Below are 17,178 nucleotides of genomic sequence, written 5' to 3'. Positions count from 1 at the left end.
ACCGGCGCAGGTCAATAGCGCAGTCTCATAGGTCCTAAATCGCTTTCCCCCTCCCCCGAGGCGGCCGGACTCCCGCGTCGATCCTCGCACCGGCGCGCCCGTCCGGTCGCGCACATTTGCCGCGTCAGGACCCGGTGCTACGGTCTGAGCATGGAGTGACACGGACCGTTTGCGACCACGGCATCGTCCCGGTCGGAAGCCGATCCCGCCAACCGCATCAGCACAGCGTCCGGCTTGGAGGTCAGATGAGGATCGCACTGTTCGCCACCTGCATCGTCGATGCGATGTATCCCGAGGTTGCGCAGGCAACCGTGAGAATTCTGCGCCGACTCGGCCATGAGGTGATCTTCCCCGAAGGCCAGTCGTGCTGTGGGCAGATGCACATCAACTCCGGCAAGTTCGCGCAGGCCGAACCGGTCATCGCCAATCACGTCCGCGCCTTCACGAGCACCGAATGGGATGTCGCCGTCGCCCCGTCCGCTTCATGCGTGGCCTCGCTCGGCCACCAGCAGCCGATGGTCGCCACCCGGGTGGGCAATGATGCCCTGGCTTCCGAGGCCGCCGAGGTGGCCGGCCGCACCTATGAGCTCACCCAGTTCCTCACCGACGTCCAAGGCGTCACGGATGCCGCGGCCGATCTCGGTTCCTATTTCCCGCACCGTGTGACGTATCACCCGTCGTGCCACGGAATGCGGCTGCTGCGCCTCGGCGATCGACAGTCCTCCCTCGTCCGGTCCGTCGAGGGCATCGACTTCGTCGAACTGCCTCTGGCCGATTCCTGCTGCGGGTTCGGCGGCACTTTCTCCGTGAAGAACCCGGAGGTGCCCTCGGCGATGCTCGCCGACAAGGTGCGCACGATCCAGGCGACCGAAGCCGATGTCTGCACCGGCGGCGATGCCTCCTGTCTGCTGCACATCGGCGGGGGAATGTCGCGGTTCGAACGCACCGGAAGCTTCGACGGTGCCCCGGACGTCACCGCCGTCCACGTCAAGGAGACGAGTTCGACCGATGAGCGGGGGCACACGACCGAGACGCTGACGACGGTCGTCGGTGCCGACGATGACGACCACCTCACCCCAGGCCATCGGGGCACCTCTCCGGCTGAGCCGAGCCGCACCCAGTCCGGGTTCCGCGTCGGTCAGGCCGCGGTCCATCTGGCCCGGATCCTCGCGTCGACGAAGGAGGACCCGCTGCGGGTGCCGAGCGAAGGAGCAGAAGTGAGCGGAGGGAGCCTGCGATGACCTTTCTGGGAATGCCGCTGCTGCCGTCGAAGCGACGCGGCGATCTGCCCGGCGGGCAGGGCAACATCATCGAAGCCGAGGCCTTTCCCGAGGTCTCGCACGAGCATCTGAGCAACCAGCAGCTGCGCAACAACATAGGCCACGCCACCTCGACGATTCGGTCCAAGCGCGCCGAGGTCGTCTCCGAGCTCGACGACTGGGAAGCCCTGCGCGACGCCGGTGAGGCCACGAAGAACGAAGTGATGGCAAACCTGCCCGAGTATCTCGCGCAGTTCGAAGAGGCATTCACCGCCGCCGGCGGCATCATCCACTGGGCCCGCGACGCCGATGAGGCCAATGCCATCGTCGCCGAACTCGTCGAGGACAATGCGCCGGTGCTCGAGACAGGCCGCCGTGAGGTCATCAAGGTCAAGTCGATGGCCACCCAGGAGATCGGTCTCAACGAGCACCTCGAGGCCGAAGGCATCGATGCGTTCGAGACGGATCTGGCCGAGCTCATCGTCCAGCTCGGCGAGGACAAACCCAGCCACATCCTCGTTCCCGCCATCCACCGCAACCGGGATGAGATCCGTGAGATCTTCATGGACAAGATGCCCGACGCCGGGGAGCTGACGAACGAACCGGCCGTCCTCGCCGAGGCGGCCCGCCGACACCTGCGCCACAAATTCCTCACCACGAAGGTCGCGATCTCCGGAGCGAACTTCGGTATCGCGGAGACCGGCACTCTCGGAGTGGTCGAGTCCGAGGGCAATGGGCGCATGTGCCTGACCCTGCCGGAGACGCTCATCACCGTCATGGGGATCGAGAAGCTGCTGCCGAGGTTCGCCGATCTCGAGGTGTTCCTGCAGCTGCTGCCGCGCTCGTCCACGGGTGAGCGGATGAACCCCTACACCTCGTTCTGGACCGGTCGATCCGATGGCGACGGGCCGCAGAACGTCCACCTCGTGCTTCTCGACAACGGACGCACCCGGGCCCTGGCCGATGAGCACGGACGCACGGCGCTCAACTGCATCCGCTGCTCGGCATGCATGAACGTCTGCCCGGTCTACGAACGCACCGGCGGCCACGCCTACGGCTCGACCTACCCCGGCCCCATCGGGGCGATCCTCTCCCCGCTGCTCACCGGTGTCGAAGAGCAGGGCAACGGTTCGCTGCCGTACGCGTCGAGCCTGTGCGGGGCCTGCTACGACGTGTGCCCGGTGAAGATCAACATTCCCGAGATCCTCGTCCATCTGCGGGGCGAAGATGTCAAGGCCAACCACTCCCCTGTGTCCTCCCAGCTCGACGCCGCCCTCACCGGTGCGTCGTGGATGATGGGCGACGGGAAGCGGATGGCCGCTGCGGAGAAGGGACTGCCTCTCGCGCACAAGGTCACCGGCGGTGAGCAGATCAACGCTCTGCCCGGAATCGCCGGCGCCTGGACATCGAGCCGGGACATCCCGGCCCTGCCCGAGAAGAGCTTCCGACAGCTGTGGGCCGAAGAGGAAGCGAACGACCGCGACGAGGAGGGACAGCGATGACCGATACCGCCCGCGAGGAGATCCTCGCCCGCATCAGCGAAGCACTCGGTCGCCGCGGCGGCGGGGAATACGTGTCGTCGTCTCCGCGGACGGCGGTACCGGGCACCGGCGGCACGGCACATGCCGAATCCGGTGGGGTCGCCTCGGCGAACACTGCCGCCACGGCCGCCGACGCCGGATACCACCATGAGGGCACATACACGGGTGAGGCCCTCGTCGAACTGCTCATCGACCGCCTCGTCGACTACAGAGCCAACGTCCACCGCGCCGACGGCGACCCGAGCGCGACGATCTCCGAGCTCATCGGCGACCATTCCTCGGTCGTCGTCCCCCGCGGCCTCGACTCGTCCTGGCTGGCGGGGTATTCCGGTGGGGTGCGGGTCGATGCTCCGGGTGAGTTCCTCAGCGTCGACGAACTCGACGCTCAGGGGGCGGTGGTGACCGCCTCGGCGGTGGCGATCGCGCAGACGGGCACCATCGTCCTCGACGGATCGGACGAGTGCGGGCGGAGGGCGATCACGCTCGTGCCCGACCATCATGTGTGCATCGTCCGGACGGACGACATCGTCGACATCGTCCCCGAGGGAATCTCCCGGCTCGACGCGCACGCACCGCTGACGTTCATCTCCGGGCCCTCGGCCACGAGCGACATCGAGCTCAGCCGGGTCGAAGGAGTCCACGGACCGCGCACCCTCGACGTCATCATCCTCAACGGATGAGCGCAGCGAGGACCTTCGACTCGGCCGAGCCGGCGAGCGCACTCGGACCGGCGAATGCGAACGGACCGGCGAGTGCGGAACAATGGAGCTCATGACCACGGCGCAGACCCTTCAGTACCCGCGGCCGGATGACCGGCCTCGACGTCGCAGTCGGCGGACGACGTTCATCGTCTCCGCGGTCGTCATCGTCCTAACCCTCATCATCGGCAGTGTCGCGGCCGACCGCATCGTCGACTACACCACGGAGCAGCGCATCGCCGACGGACTTGCCGACTACGGTGAAGCCGAGGTCTCCGTCGAAGGCTTCCCCATCCTCACGCAGCTGGCTTCCAGAGAACTGAACTCGGTGCATGTCACCGCCGATGAGGCCACCTATGAGGGTGTCGACTTCACCGATGTCGATGCGAAGCTCTATGACGTTCCCACCGGCGGGTCGAAGCCGATCGGCACCGTCGACGGCACTGCGGTGCTCCCCCACTCGACCCTCGACGAGCTCGCCGCCGAACATGCGAACCTGCCCGAGGGGATGTCGTTCACGACCGTCGACGGCGAACTCTTCCTCAAAGGGTCGATGCTCGGTCAGGATCTGCTTGTGGGCATCGACCCGAAGGCCGACGGCAGGCGGGCCGTCGTCGACGCGACGACGATCAAGCTGGGTTCGGCGGAGTTCTCCCTTGATCGCCTGCCTGGCTTCCTCACCTCTGAGATCTCCGATATCGTCATCGATCTCGACTTCCTGCCCGCCGGACTCGAGCTCACCGACATCACCGCCACCGACTCGGGACTGCAAGTCCGCCTCCACGGATCCGGCGTCAGCCTGCAGTAGACGAACCCAACAGAACCTGCGTGAAGATTCGGGGTCGCGGAAGCTCCGGCACTGACTGATGAGAGGACTCAATGATGAGCATGATCACTCCCGCACGCGAACGCGTCGCCTCCGAACTCACCGAGCTGTCGACATTGACTGACTCCGATCGTCCCGGTTGGACGAGGCGCGCCCTGAGCGAATTCGACGTTTCGGGTCGAGAATTCGCCCGCAGACTCATGCGACAGTCCGGGATGGACACCCGCATCGACGGCGCCGGCAATGTCATCGGAGTGCTGCCCGGCCGCCTCGGTGGTCGTCAGATCATGCTCGGATCGCATACCGACACCGTCGACGGAGGCGGACGTTTCGATGGGATCATCGGAGTGCTCGGCGCAATCGAGGTAGTGCGGCTCATCCGGGAGCACGACATCCGCGTCGATCACGATCTTGTGGTCGTGGTGTTCTTCAACGAGGAGCCCAATGACTTCGGCCTCTTCTGCGTCGGCTCCCGCGCGATGACCGGTCAGGTCGACCGTCAGACCCTAGCCATGACGGATCCCACCGGACGTTCTCTGGCAGACGCACTGCCTGATTCCCGTATCGACCCCGACGACTTCCTCTCCGCCGCCTACGATTTCAATCCGGTCACGGCCTTCCTCGAACTCCACATCGAACAGGGCCCAGAGCTCGAACGGGCGGGGCGACAGATCGGCGTCGTCGAGACAATCACTGGTATCAACCACTTCCGGGCCCTCTTCACCGGCCGCCAGGACCATGCGGGTACGACTCCGATGGACGTACGGGCCGATGCCGGCTGCGCGGCGGCTGGAACGGTGCTCGCCGTAGAATCGATCGCCGAGTCCGGATTGAATACTCGAGGCACCAGCGGACAGATCAGCTTCACTCCCGAGGCAGTCAACGTCGTTTCGCAGATCGCAAGCTTCGAAGGAGAGTTCCGAGGCCCCGAAGGCTCCTGGCTCAACGAAGCTCAGCGCCGCCTCACTGCGGCGGCGGGGAACGAGGCCGAGAAGCGCGGAGTCGAGGTCGAAATCGAATGGACCACCGATGATGCGCCGGTCCCCCTGCATGAGCCGATCACTTCCACAATCACTGAAGTGGCCGACGATTTCGGTCTCACGCGCGCAACCATGTTCTCGGGTGCCGGTCATGATGCTGGAATCATCGCTGCAAAGACCCAGGTGGGAATGATCTTCGTTCCGTCTGTCGACGGCCGCAGCCATTGTCCCGAAGAGTTCACCGACTTTGCCGACATCATGCCCGGCATCTCTGTCCTTCTCGAAACCATTCTGCGCATCGACCGCCGCAGTCGCGGCTGACCGCGGGGGCGGGTAATGTTCCGGTCGTGACGACTCCCATTCCCGCCGAAACCGCCGACGATGCCCGCCGCTACCGCCCCGATCCGACCGTCCTCACCGCACTGACCTCACCGAGGCTGCTCACCCGTGAGGTCCTGGCCGGACTCGTCGTGGGGCTCGCCCTCATCCCCGAGGCGATCGCGTTCTCGATCATCGCCGGAGTCGATCCGAAGGTCGGGCTGTTCTCCGCATTCATCATGGCCACCTCGATCGCGTTCCTCGGCGGGCGCCCGGCCATGATCTCCGCGGCGACGGGAGCCGTCGCGCTCGTCATCGCCCCCGTCGCCCGCGAGCACGGGATGGACATGTTCATCGCCACCGTCATGCTCGCCGGTGTGTTCCAGATCCTGCTGGCCGTGGCCGGAGTCGCGAAGCTCATCCGGTTCATCCCCCGCAGCGTGATGGTCGGGTTCGTCAACGCCCTGTCGATCCTCGTCTTCGCAGCACAGGTCCCCCACGTCATCGGAGTGCCGTGGATGGTCTACCCGCTGCTGGCCATCGCCATCGTCGTGCTCGTGTTCATGCCGAAGCTGACGAAGATCGTACCGGCACCGCTGATCACGATCGTGATCATCACCGGCATCGTCGTCGTGTTCGCCATCGATGTCCCTACTGTCAGCGACCAGGGCGAGCTGCCGCGCAGCCTGCCCGAACTCTTCATCCCGCATGTGCCGCTGACCTGGCAGACCTTCACGACGATCGCCCCTTACTCGCTGGCCATGGCACTGGTCGGGCTGATGGAGTCGCTCATGACGGCCAAGCTCGTCGACGAGATCACCGACACGCACTCGAACAAGACCCGTGAGTCCTGGGGTCAGGGAGCCGCGAACATGATCTCCGGCCTCTTCGGCGGGATGGGCGGCTGCGCGATGATCGGGCAGACGATGATCAATGTCCGCGCTTCGGGGGCGAGGACTCGGATCTCGACGTTCATGGCCGGAGCGTTCCTGCTCATCTTCGTCGTCGTGCTCGGCGACATCGTCGGCATGATCCCGATGGTCGCACTCGCTGCCATCATGATGATGGTCTGCGTCGACACCTTCGACTGGCATTCCATCCGTCCCTCGACGCTTAAGATGCTGCCGAAGTCCGAGACTTTCGTCATGATCGCCACCGTCGCCGTCGTCGTCGCCACCGGCAACCTCGCCATCGGCGTTGTTGTCGGAGTGTTCGTGGCCAGTGTGCTCTTCGTTCGGAGGGTCGCCCACTTCGTCACCGTCGAGCGCACGGTCACCGAGGCGGTCGCCCGGTATGTGGTCCGCGGCGAGCTCTTCTTCGCCTCCTCGAATGACCTGACCACTCAGTTCCGATACACACATGATCCCGATCAGGTCGTCATCGATATGACGGAATCGCATGTCTGGGATGCATCGACAGTGGCCGCCCTCGATGCGATCGTGACGAAGTACGAGGCGCTGGGCACGAACGTGGAGATCACCGGAATGAATGCGTATACCGAGACTCTGCATACGCGACTCTCCGGCGGGCTGGGATAACTGCCCGGTGAAGTCGGGCAGGCGCGCGATCCGCTGAGGTAGACTGTCCGCAATGTCACAGTCAGCCCCGGATGCCGCTTTCCGCCCGAAAGTGTGGGTTCTTCCGCACTCGGGCACCAACGGCTACATCACTTCGTGGGGCGAAATGCAGTCGGGCACACAGCCGTTCGGACGCGGAGATCGTCCGCCCCGACCCCTGGTGTGATCTTCCGACAGAGTTCATCGTCCGAGCCGACGACGTCCGCTCGATTCACGTACGTACGCTCAGCGTCGACGAACTGAGCACAGTCTGCACATCCACTCTTCGGGTCGAACCCTTTTCTCTGCCGACCACGAACGGGATCACTGTGACCACCACTTCTGCAACCGCTTCACCACTCGCCTCACCGACCCCTCTGGGACAGCGCTTGTTCCAGGCGCTCCGCAGCGACACCGTCGGCGGCGCCCTTCTCCTCGTCGCCGCAGCTGCCGCTCTGATCTGGGCGAACTCACCGGCGTCGGCCGGATACTTCGCACTCCGCGATATCGAGTTCGGTTACGAACCGTGGCATCTGCGGCTGAGCATCGGGCAATGGGCCGCCGACGGACTGCTCGCAATCTTCTTCTTCCTCGTCGGCATCGAGCTCAAGGCGGAATTCACCCGCGGTGACCTGCGTCGGCTCCGCACCGCCGTCGTCCCGATCACTGCGGCGGCCGGCGGCGTCCTCGTCCCCGCCCTCATCTGTGCGGCGTTTCTGCTCACCCGCCCGGAGCTCCTGCGCGGCTGGGCGATCCCCACCGCGACAGACATCGCCTTCGCCGTCGCCGTCCTTGCGATCGTCGGCTCCCACCTGCCGAAAGCGCTGCGCCTCTTCCTGCTGACCCTGGCCGCAGTCGACGATCTGCTGGCGATCGCGATCATCGCGATCTTCTATACCGAGTCCATCGCGGTTCTCCCCCTTGTCGCGGCGCTCGGAATCGTCATCGTCTACGGGCTCATCGCGAGCCGTTTCCGTCGCTTCTTCGTCGACCGTACCTGGGCCTCGTGGGTCATCCTCCTGCCCCTCGGACTCACCGCCTGGGCGTTCATGCACGCCTCCGGCGTCCACGCGACCATCGCCGGAGTGCTGCTGGGCTTCACGATCCCCGCCGTCGTCGGTCGTGGTTCGAACCGCGCGATCGGCACCGACCACGGTGCTTCCAGCGACCTCCATCCGGATGCCGACAGTAGGTCCGGAATCGACCTCGCCGAGGCGCTCGAACACCGCCTTCGACCGCTGTCGGCCGGTTTCGCCGTCCCGGTCTTCGCATTCTTCGCCGCCGGCGTCGATATCGGCGGAACCCACGGTCTGGCCTCGGCGTTCTCCCACCCGTTGACCTACGGGATCGTGACGGCACTGATCGTGGGCAAGCCTGTCGGCATCCTCGTCTCCACCTGGTTGGTCACCCGGTTCACCGGTGGGTTGAATCCTGGTCTGCGTTGGGCCGACCTCACCGGCATCGGGCTGCTTGCCGGCATCGGCTTCACCGTCTCGCTCCTCGTCGCCGAGCTCAGCTTCACCGCCGGTTCGGTCGAACACGATGTGGCGAAGGTCGCCGTCCTCAGCGCCTCCCTGTTTTCGGCCGTATCCGCCGCGCTCATCCTCGCTGTGAGGAATGCCCACTATCGTCGACTGCTTCAGGCACGAAAGCAGTCCGCCTCAGGCGTATAAGGAAGACGGTCACGGGCATGTGGTCCGTCGGTGACCGGCGAAACCGAAGCAGCCGATTGCCAGTTCCGTCACAGACAGCCGCACTAGGCTTCGAAACGTCCGTGTTCATCCCCACGATCAGCATCGACAGTGCATCCGACCAACTGAGAAGGACCGTGCCATGGCATTCGACAAATTCCTCGACAAGGCCAAGAACCTCGCCAATGATCCCAAGGTCAAGGACAAGCTCAATTCTGACAAAGCTGAGAAGGTCACCGACTCCGTCCTCGACAAGGCCGCCGGTGTCGCTGACTCCCTGACCGGAGGCAAGCACTCGGACAAGATCAAGAAGGCCCGGGACGCCGCCGACAATGCCATCGGCAATGACCGTGATCAGACCGGTGGAGCGAATCGCAGCGACGATCAGCCCGGCGGTGCGAACCGCGGCGACGATCAGCCCGGCGGTGCGAACCGCGGCGACGACGTTCGTGGGAACGATGTCCGCGGAGATGATCGTGGCGACAACGGTCTCGACGGCGGCAACGGACCTGCCGGAAACCGCTGATCATCTGCGTCACCTGATCGAGCCCCTGCCGACTGCGGCAGGGGCTCGATCTCTGTTCGGCGGTCTTAAGCGGACGCAGCGGTGCGGCTGACGGTGCGGCCAGCAGGGTCAGATATGCGACTGTGCAGACAATCCTGGCTCAGGAATCGATGTCCGGGGCCGGCACACCCTTCGGATCGGCGTCGATCGTGATCCGCACTGCGTCGATGACAGCACGATCGTGCAGGAGATCCTCGGCCGGCACAGTCCACGAGTCCCCCGTCTTCTCTCCGCATGACTCGCCACGGGGAGAGAAGACCTCACAGTCGACGGCAGAGATCGGTGCCGCGGACTCGATGACGAGGTCTCCTCGGTCCAAGGGACGGACATACACGACGACGCCATTGTCCTGATCGCCGTTCATGTCTGCTGCAGGCACCGCTGCCCCCGCCACCTCGTAGTTGAGGACCCCTCGATGAGCTCCTGCAGTGAGCCTGTCTGTGGAGAATCCGATATCGACGGAATGCAGCTCTTCCTCGATAGTCGCCTCGGCGGGAGCCGAATCGATGGTTCCCTGCGGATTCGAATAGCGCGCACGCAGGTACGGCGGCAGCAGAGACTTGGAGTCGGGCAGGCGGAATCCGTCATGGATGTCACCACCGAATCCCCATGCTGTCTCCAGCGCCAGCTCGAGTTTCGTATCCATCCGCACCGAGTAGCTGCCATCGACGGCGATGCTGACCGTGTGCTCAGCAGTCTTGTCTCGCAGCGGGTTCGGCGCTGCATCCACTCCGCCGGGCGCTACGATCACAGTCGTGATCACCGCAGTCACGGCGAGCGCCGCCATAATGGAGAACGCTCCCCGGGTTCCGAATCCTCTCTTCGTCTCGCTCATCACTGCCTCTCCTCTGCAGGGATCGGGGATACTGTCATTCCCGTGGGAGGAGTGAAGGCGATGATTTCATGACTGTCCGTCAGGGACTCCCGCCAGACCATATGGGTTCCGTCTTCGGCCGCGTCGCCGCTGTTGATCGCATCGCTGTCATCGACTCGCGAGAATGCCTCAGCGTCACACCCGTCACCAAGATCGAAGTCGACGTTGTCGGCCGGACAGTACACCGGCCCGTCGGTGTCGATGTCCAAAGTGTGCGTCGTCGGTGTGCGCTGACCATTCCCGATCACGGGGACGGGCACGGCGAAGAATTCCTCGCCGGCCACGGTGATGAACACATCGTCAAGGACGTATTCGAGCTCGACGACATGACGGCCTTCGCTCCACGGCACGGCCTTTCCGTCGGAATCCTGCGGGGTGAACTCGAAGAGAACCCGCGGTTGGTCGAAGCCCTCCTGCTTCGTCTCTTCGACGTCGATGTGCAGCTCTCCGACTGTCTTCGGCGATGCCTGGGTCGAATCGTCGGCTGTGCTCAGCTCGACTGCTCTCAGCGCCGACGGCTTCGGCATCATCGCCAGCCTGTTGCCGGTCCGCGGATCACTGCCCACGCCGACATCACTGATCCACAGACCGACCGGTTTTCCGCCTTCAGGCGGGCTCTCGAAGATCAGCCTTTGGCGGATCTGCACTGTACCGTCCTTGTGCGGGGCCACCTCGGTGATGGTCTCCTGCGGGGACAGCGCATGTTCGGGCAGGCTTTTGGTCTCAGGGTGGGGAGCCGAGTACCGCAGCACCAGCGCGGTCACGATCACGCCGATGACGGCGACAGTGAACGCGATGCCGATGAGGAGGAGCAGCTTGGGGCGGGTCATGACTTCACACTATGGCCGGGTCCCGTCACAGGAGCTGCACAGTCGGTGCCAGACCTGGAACAATCGCTGGGTGCGGCGCTGAGACTGTGCCGCTGAGTGCGTCATCGAAGTACCTCCGCACCGGCCCCGTTCGGCCGAACCGGTGGCTCTGCTGCCGACGATCGGCAGCCGGCGGAGGAGTGTGTGAGAATGGCAGTCTGCGTCAAGCTACGCTGTGCCAACCGACCACGACTGCAGCAGGAGGTGCCATGCGATCGCCTATCCCGGATTTCCTCGATGAGACGCTCGACCGATTCCGACCGGATCGGTCCGGCGAGAATGCGGACTATATCCCGGACCTCGCCTCAGCGGATCCGGAGAAGCTCGCGATCTGCATCTCCACCCTCGACGGCGTCGAGTACACCTCCGGCGATGCCGACTATGAGTTCTCGATCCAGTCGATGTCGAAGCCCTTCATCTACGGCCTCGCCCTCGAGCAGGAGGGCCTGGCCGGGGTCCTCGAGATGGTCGGCGTCGAACCCAGCGGTGAGAAGTTCAACGAGCTCTCCCTGGACAAGAAGTCGGGTCGGCCGCTCAACCCGATGATCAACGCCGGGGCCATGACTATTCACTCCATCCTCGGCGATCCGGGTGCAAGCTTGGCCGAACGCACGGAGATCGTGCGCGCCGGACTCTCTCGCTTCGCCGGCCGAGAGCTGTCGATCGACGAATCGGTGGCCGACGGCGAATGGCGGGAAGCCTACCGCAATGTCGCCATCGCGAACATGCTCCGGTCCTACGACATCTTCTATGACGACCCCGACGAGGTGGTCCGCGGCTATATCGAACAGTGCGCGATCACCGTCACCGTCAAGGACCTCGCCATCATGGCCTCGACGCTGGCCGGCGGCGGCATCAACCCGCTGACCGGCGAACAGGTGCTCTCCCCCAGGGTCAATCGGCAGGTGCTCGCAGTCATGATGACCTGCGGCATGTACGACGCGGCCGGCGACTGGATGACAGAGATCGGGATCCCCGCCAAGAGCGGAGTCTCCGGCGGTGTCTTCGGTGTCATGCCCGGTCAGGTCGGCATCGCCACGTTCTCTCCGCGGCTGGACAGGCACGGCACGAGCGTCCGCGGAGCGAAGATCTTCCAGGACCTCTCAGATCGGCTGAGCCTGCACATCATGGATGCTCCGGAACCGGCCCGCTCGATCATCCGCCGCGACCGTCGCTTCGTCGACTCTGAGGGCAAAATGGTCCGCATCTGCAGCCTGCAGGGACTCATCCAGTGGAGCGGTTCGGAGAACGTCCTGCGCACGATGGACGAACCCGGTTCCACCACGAACACCTTCGTCCTCGACCTGCGCCGCGTCAACGAGATCAACTCCGTCGCCCGGAGCATGCTCACCGAGGCGCTGTCACGAATGAAGGACGATGGGATCCGCGTGGTCCTGCTCGACCCCGACGACATGATGCAGTGCAAAGGACCGAACTCCGCCCTTCCAGGTGTGCAGATCCTCGATTCGCTCAAATCGGTCAAAGGACTCAAACGCATCCGCGACGATCGTCGTCGGGAGATGGCCGACCGCTCCAACTGACGGGGGCCGGTGGGTGGTCGACAGAGATTTGATAAGGTGAGCCTTACTGAACCCCTGCGCCGAGGCGGCTCCACACTTCAAGGCCGACCGTGAGCTTCCAGGGGCACCCCGTTTGAGAAAGGCCGCCTGTGACGACCGCACCCAACACCCCCGAACGCACCGCACGACCCGTCCGCCAGCAGGCTGTTCTCACCGTGCTCGAGACGACCGAAGTCAGCCCGCACCTGGTGCGGATCCGCCTCGGCGGGGACACCTTCGACAACATCGATTCGAACGATGCGACCGACAAGTACGTCAAGCTCCTCTTCGCCGATCCGGCACACGGGCTCGTCCCGCCCTACGACCTGACGAAGCTGCGCGAGCAATCCCCCGAGAAGCTGCCGAGTCGCCGTACCTACACGGTGCGCGAGATCAACCTGGACGAGAAGTGGCTGAGCATCGACTTCGTCATCCACGACGATGACGGAATCGCCGGACCGTGGGCGAAGAGCGCGAAGCCGGGAGACACGCTGGTCCTCTCCGGCGCGGGCGGCAAGTACGCCCCTGCCGCCGAGTCCGACTGGCACCTGCTCATCGCCGACCATTCCGCGATCCCCGCGGTGAGTTCGGCCATCGAAGCCATGCCCACCGGAGCCACCGGGGTCGTCCTGGCCTATGTCGCCGACGACGCCGATCGCGTTCTGCCCGAGGCGCCGGAAGGCGTCGAGGTGAGATGGGTGGACTCGGACGACGAGCTCATTGCCGCAGTTGAGGGGCTCGAGTGGCGTGCGGGCACTCCGCAGGTCTTCGCCCACGGCGAGCGCGAGACGATCAAGGCGATCCGCAAGATCCTCAAGGACCGCGAAGTGCCGCGGGAGTCGCTGTCGATCTCGGCGTATTGGGCCCGCGGCCGTGCCGAGGACCAGTTCCAGGCCGAGAAGCGCGAGCCCATCGGCCAGATCGACTGATTTCCCTGCCTGGTCACACCGACCGCTCAGGTTGCCGTCGACCGCTCTAGTCAGCGTCGGCGCCGCCGCTGACCGCTCGAGTTGCCGTCGACCGCTCGTGCCATAGGGTGAGCGGTCGACGCCGAGGTGAGCTGTCGGCGGTCGTGTGCGGCTGGGGTTCAGCTGCGACGGCGGGCGAAGAAGTAGGCCGCAGTGCCGATGGCGATGAGACCTACAGCGATGCCGCCGAGGATGAGGTACTGACCGAGATCGGCACCGGTGCGCGGCAGCGGGTCACCGTCACCGTCGCTGGATGCTTCGGAACCGTCTGCACTCGAGCCAGCTTCGCTATCCGACTCCGCCCCGTCAGCAACCGCACCGTCAGCGCGCGAATCCGCTTCGCTGCCCGCATCGGCCCGAGCGCTGTCGTTCGCACCCGACTCGGAGTCGGACTCGCTGCCGGCCGCGTCGACCTGAGCATCCTCGGTCGCGTTGTCGTCGGCACCCGCGTTGTCGTCTGCGCCGGCGTCCTGATCTGTCCCGGCGTTCTCATCGGCGCCCGCGTTCTCATCAGCACCAGCATCCTCGTCAGTCCCGGCGTTCTCATCAGCACCAGCATCCTCGTCAGTCCCGGCGTTCTCATCGTCGCCGTCGTCTCCACCGTTCGCGAGATCGGCCACCGAGTAGAGGCTCGTCGTGCCCGAGACCTCATTGCCGACGACGAGCGCAGCCTCACCCGTCGGCGACTCATCGGAGCCGAGGAACGTAATGCCCTCCGGTCCGAGGTCTCCGGCGCTCGCGAGCAGCGCAGCAGGATCCGAGGCATCTTCGATCTCGTCCTCGACGGAGACCGAGAAGGCCCGATTGTTGAAGTAGGTCGCGAACTTCGGGGCGCTCGGGTCGCTGAGGTCGAAGGCCGCTATTCCGCCGATGCGTTCGAAGCCGACGAACGCGTAGGTCGTCTCCCCCACCTCGCCGATGGTCAGCGCCTCGGGCTCTGGGCCCTTGTCGTCGCTGCGTCCTTCGAGGTTCGACTCGGAATGGTTGGAGTTGAAGAACTCGGGCACCGCCTCGGCGGTCAGCTTCTCGAACTCGTCCCCGGAATCGGCGACGAGCTTCCCGTCGGTGGTCCACACGGAGAATGAGCGGGCGCCGAAAGCCACGAGCTCCTCATAGCAGTCGCCGGCGTCGTTGAGACCCAGATCGGTGATGATGTTCAGCCGTCCGAGGTCCGCGTCGCCGAGTCTGTCAGCCAGCGGCGAGGTCTCGCACACCGGTGCGAGGCCGTCCTCGCCGAGGTCCTTGACCCTGGCCGCATCGACGAAGTCGCCCCACTCACGGGAGTCGCCCTCGTTCGCGGTCACGAGGTAATCGGTGCCGCCGGAGGTGAACGTCGAGATCGTATCGGGCATATAGGCGCCCTTGAGCCCCTCGTATTCCGTGATGTTCACGGTCGGAACATCCTCGGGATCCCGGTCCGACGCATCGAGTCCGTTGCCGGCCTGGCCATGATCTTTGAGGCCCAACGGGAGGATCTCCTCGACCGACGCCGAGGCGATATCGACGACCGCGATCGCGTTCGCTTCCTGCAGGGTCGCGTAGGCCCTGTCCCCGGCGACAGTGATGTACTCGGGTTCGAGATTGCGCGAGATCGGCAGATCCTCTTCGGGTTGGGGTCCGAAGATCCGCACATCCTCGGGCAGTGTCTTCGCTCCGCCCTCCTCGAACTCGTGGAAGTCCGCAGTGTGCACGTCCGAGTCCGACGGCGCGGCCACCTCGGCGGGGAGATCGATGACGGACACCGAGCCTTCGGGGTCGGTCGAGAAATCATCGGCCGGTTCGCCCTCGTTCGCGACCAGGGCATGGCTGCCGTCCGGAGTGACGGTGACCATGTCGGGCAGGGACCCGACGGGAACCTCGCCGAGGATGTCCGCCTCGGGGTCGTTCGCGTCGAAGAACATCACGGTGCCCGGCTGCGTCTTGTCATCGGCCTCGAGGGCGATGACGCCCAGGCCGTCCTCACGGATGGAGATCGAGTTCGCGACCCCGGTGCCCTTAATCTCGGAGACCTTCTGCGGGTTGGTCGGGTCGGAGGCGTCGATGACGTCCACGGTGGCCGCCTGGGCGTTGACGGTGAAGACCGTATCGCCGTGGACGGCGGTGATCTCGGCGGCGGACTCGTCGAACTGTCCGGTCTCGTGGGACCCGAGGAAGCCCATCTCGATCTGAGCGTCCGAGGCCGAGGAGCTGATCGGATCGTCCACTTCCGCGGCGTGAGCGGTGCTCGTGCCTGGCGCCGTGCCGCCGACGGTGAAACCGGTGGCCAACAGGAGGGCGGCCGCCGAGGCCGTGAGCGTCTTCGCGGACAGTGGGATCGTCATCGGTTCTCCGGGATCGATTGGGCGTCGCGGGCCGGCTGAACCCGCAAACACCTATTCATAGGCACCCGGAATGGACCGGTTCCGAACCGCAGATGGACGGATGGTGAACACACTCAGCGACTGCTTCGGTTAACGTCGACCGCTCACGTTATACGTATACAGTGAGCGCTCGGCGCTGAGGCGAGCGGTCGGTGAGGTCGCCAGGGAGAGCTCAGCCGAGATCGAGGTTCTCGGCCACCTCGGCGACCTTGCGCTTCGCTGCCGCATCGAGGTCACGCACCGGCAGAGGCAGGGTGTCTGCACCCACGAGTCCGAGATGTTCGGCGATGGCGGCGGTCACGCGCAGGCTTCCGCCGAATTCGGTGAACAGATCCCACAACGGCTGCAGCTCGGCCGAGAGTTCGCGGGCGAGCTGCGCATTGCCGAGTTCCGCGGCCCGGGTGATCTCGAGCATCGGCTCGGGGATGGTGCCGCCGACCGCCGTGTACCAGGCATCACAGCCGGCGATGAGGCCCTCGGCTCCATGGGCATCGCCGGAGATGCCGATCGTCACCTCACTGCCGATGGCCGCACGAATCTCTCCGATGCGCTCGTCCCATCCGGCGGGCGAGGCCGGTGTTCCGGGGATCTTGATCGAGGCCACACCGTCGAGCCCGGCCAGTTGTGAATAGAGTTCAGTGGTGAAAGTGAAGTGCGTGGTTCCGGGGTTGTCGTAGACGACGACGGGCAGATCCGTGGACTCGGTGACGCTGCGGAAGAGTGCGAACACCTCGTCATCGGTCAGCGGCTGATAGCTCACCGGCGCCAGCAGCACCCCCTGCGCCCCGGCAGCTTCGGCGGAGGCGACATTGGCCAGAACGTCTCTCGTCCGCAGTGCACCGACTCCGATGAAAACAGGGATGTCGAGGGCGGATTCGACGCTCAGCTGCGCCACCCGGGCGCGTTCGTCGGTGTCGAGGTAAGCGTACGAACCGGTCGATCCGAGCGCCGTGATCGAGTCGACTCCGGCGAGGACGAGACGTTCGATGAGACCGACGAAGGCATCCTCGTCGAGGGAACCACCTTTCAGCGGGGTCAGCGGAAAGGCACTCAGCCCGGTGAACAGGGACGGGTCGGGGGTGTTCGTCAATGATCCTCCTCGGGTGGACGCGGG

At 65.1% G+C, this 17,178-nt stretch carries 14 protein-coding genes; 10 read left to right on the top strand and 4 right to left on the bottom strand.

What is annotated here, in order from left to right:
- Positions 1-245: 245 nt before the first annotated feature.
- From HK108_RS11430 to HK108_RS11390, 8 genes are all read left to right on the top strand, one after another.
- Positions 246-1,241: a (Fe-S)-binding protein gene (locus HK108_RS11430; protein WP_219922335.1), complete on the top strand. Its 996-nt coding sequence runs from the start codon at positions 246-248 to the stop codon at positions 1,239-1,241.
- Positions 1,238-2,761, top strand: coding sequence for a lactate utilization protein B (locus HK108_RS11420; protein WP_229664097.1), 1,524 nt, complete (start codon positions 1,238-1,240; stop codon positions 2,759-2,761). The genes HK108_RS11430 and HK108_RS11420 overlap by 4 nt, the downstream gene beginning before the upstream one ends.
- Entirely contained in the window at positions 2,758-3,480 is a 723-nt protein-coding gene (locus tag HK108_RS11415) for a LutC/YkgG family protein (protein ID WP_139468906.1), read from the top strand. The genes HK108_RS11420 and HK108_RS11415 overlap by 4 nt, the downstream gene beginning before the upstream one ends.
- Before the next feature lie 91 nt (positions 3,481-3,571).
- A complete protein-coding gene (locus HK108_RS11410; protein ID WP_139468907.1) occupies positions 3,572-4,306 on the top strand; it encodes an LmeA family phospholipid-binding protein in 735 nt (244 codons plus the stop codon).
- Between the two features lie 80 nt (positions 4,307-4,386).
- A complete protein-coding gene (locus HK108_RS11405) occupies positions 4,387-5,625 on the top strand; it encodes a M20 family metallo-hydrolase (RefSeq protein WP_181271629.1) in 1,239 nt (412 codons plus the stop codon).
- Between the two features lie 26 nt (positions 5,626-5,651).
- A complete protein-coding gene (locus tag HK108_RS11400) occupies positions 5,652-7,160 on the top strand; it encodes a SulP family inorganic anion transporter (protein WP_229664096.1) in 1,509 nt (502 codons plus the stop codon).
- 347 nt (positions 7,161-7,507) lie between these two features.
- Positions 7,508-8,851 carry a Na+/H+ antiporter NhaA gene (gene nhaA / locus HK108_RS11395; protein WP_373284085.1) on the top strand — a complete coding sequence of 448 codons (1,344 nt, stop codon included), beginning with the start codon at positions 7,508-7,510 and terminating at the stop codon, positions 8,849-8,851.
- A gap of 160 nt (positions 8,852-9,011) precedes the next feature.
- Complete coding sequence (locus HK108_RS11390) at positions 9,012-9,395, top strand: antitoxin (protein ID WP_181271627.1); 384 nt, start codon at positions 9,012-9,014, stop codon at positions 9,393-9,395.
- Between the two features lie 139 nt (positions 9,396-9,534).
- On the opposite strand, the gene HK108_RS11385 is transcribed toward HK108_RS11390, so the two are convergent.
- A complete protein-coding gene (locus HK108_RS11385; RefSeq protein WP_181271626.1) occupies positions 9,535-10,269 on the bottom strand; it encodes a hypothetical protein in 735 nt (244 codons plus the stop codon).
- Positions 10,269-11,138, bottom strand: a complete 870-nt coding sequence (locus HK108_RS11380) for a hypothetical protein (protein ID WP_181271625.1) — start codon at positions 11,136-11,138, stop codon at positions 10,269-10,271. The genes HK108_RS11385 and HK108_RS11380 overlap by 1 nt, the downstream gene beginning before the upstream one ends.
- A gap of 248 nt (positions 11,139-11,386) precedes the next feature.
- On the opposite strand from HK108_RS11380, the gene HK108_RS11375 reads away from it, so the two are divergent.
- Positions 11,387-12,718 (top strand): glutaminase, encoded by a 1,332-nt coding sequence (locus HK108_RS11375; protein ID WP_139908515.1) that lies wholly within the window; start codon positions 11,387-11,389, stop codon positions 12,716-12,718.
- Positions 12,719-12,846: 128 nt separating this feature from the next.
- The gene (locus tag HK108_RS11370) at positions 12,847-13,665 is read left to right on the top strand and encodes a siderophore-interacting protein (protein ID WP_181271624.1); all 819 of its coding nucleotides are present in this window, start codon (positions 12,847-12,849) and stop codon (positions 13,663-13,665) included.
- Positions 13,666-13,823: 158 nt separating this feature from the next.
- Here HK108_RS11370 and HK108_RS11365 read toward each other — a convergent pair whose 3' ends face one another.
- Positions 13,824-16,025 (bottom strand): choice-of-anchor I family protein, encoded by a 2,202-nt coding sequence (locus tag HK108_RS11365; protein WP_181271623.1) that lies wholly within the window; start codon positions 16,023-16,025, stop codon positions 13,824-13,826.
- Positions 16,026-16,236: 211 nt separating this feature from the next.
- Positions 16,237-17,154, bottom strand: a complete 918-nt coding sequence (locus HK108_RS11360) for a dihydrodipicolinate synthase family protein (RefSeq protein ID WP_181271622.1) — start codon at positions 17,152-17,154, stop codon at positions 16,237-16,239.
- Between the last annotated feature and the right edge of the window lie 24 nt (positions 17,155-17,178).

This window comes from Brevibacterium sediminis, assembly GCF_013623905.1.
Classification (GTDB): Bacteria; Actinomycetota; Actinomycetes; order Actinomycetales; family Brevibacteriaceae; genus Brevibacterium; species Brevibacterium sediminis.
This window is presented reverse-complemented; position numbering and strand designations above follow the sequence as displayed.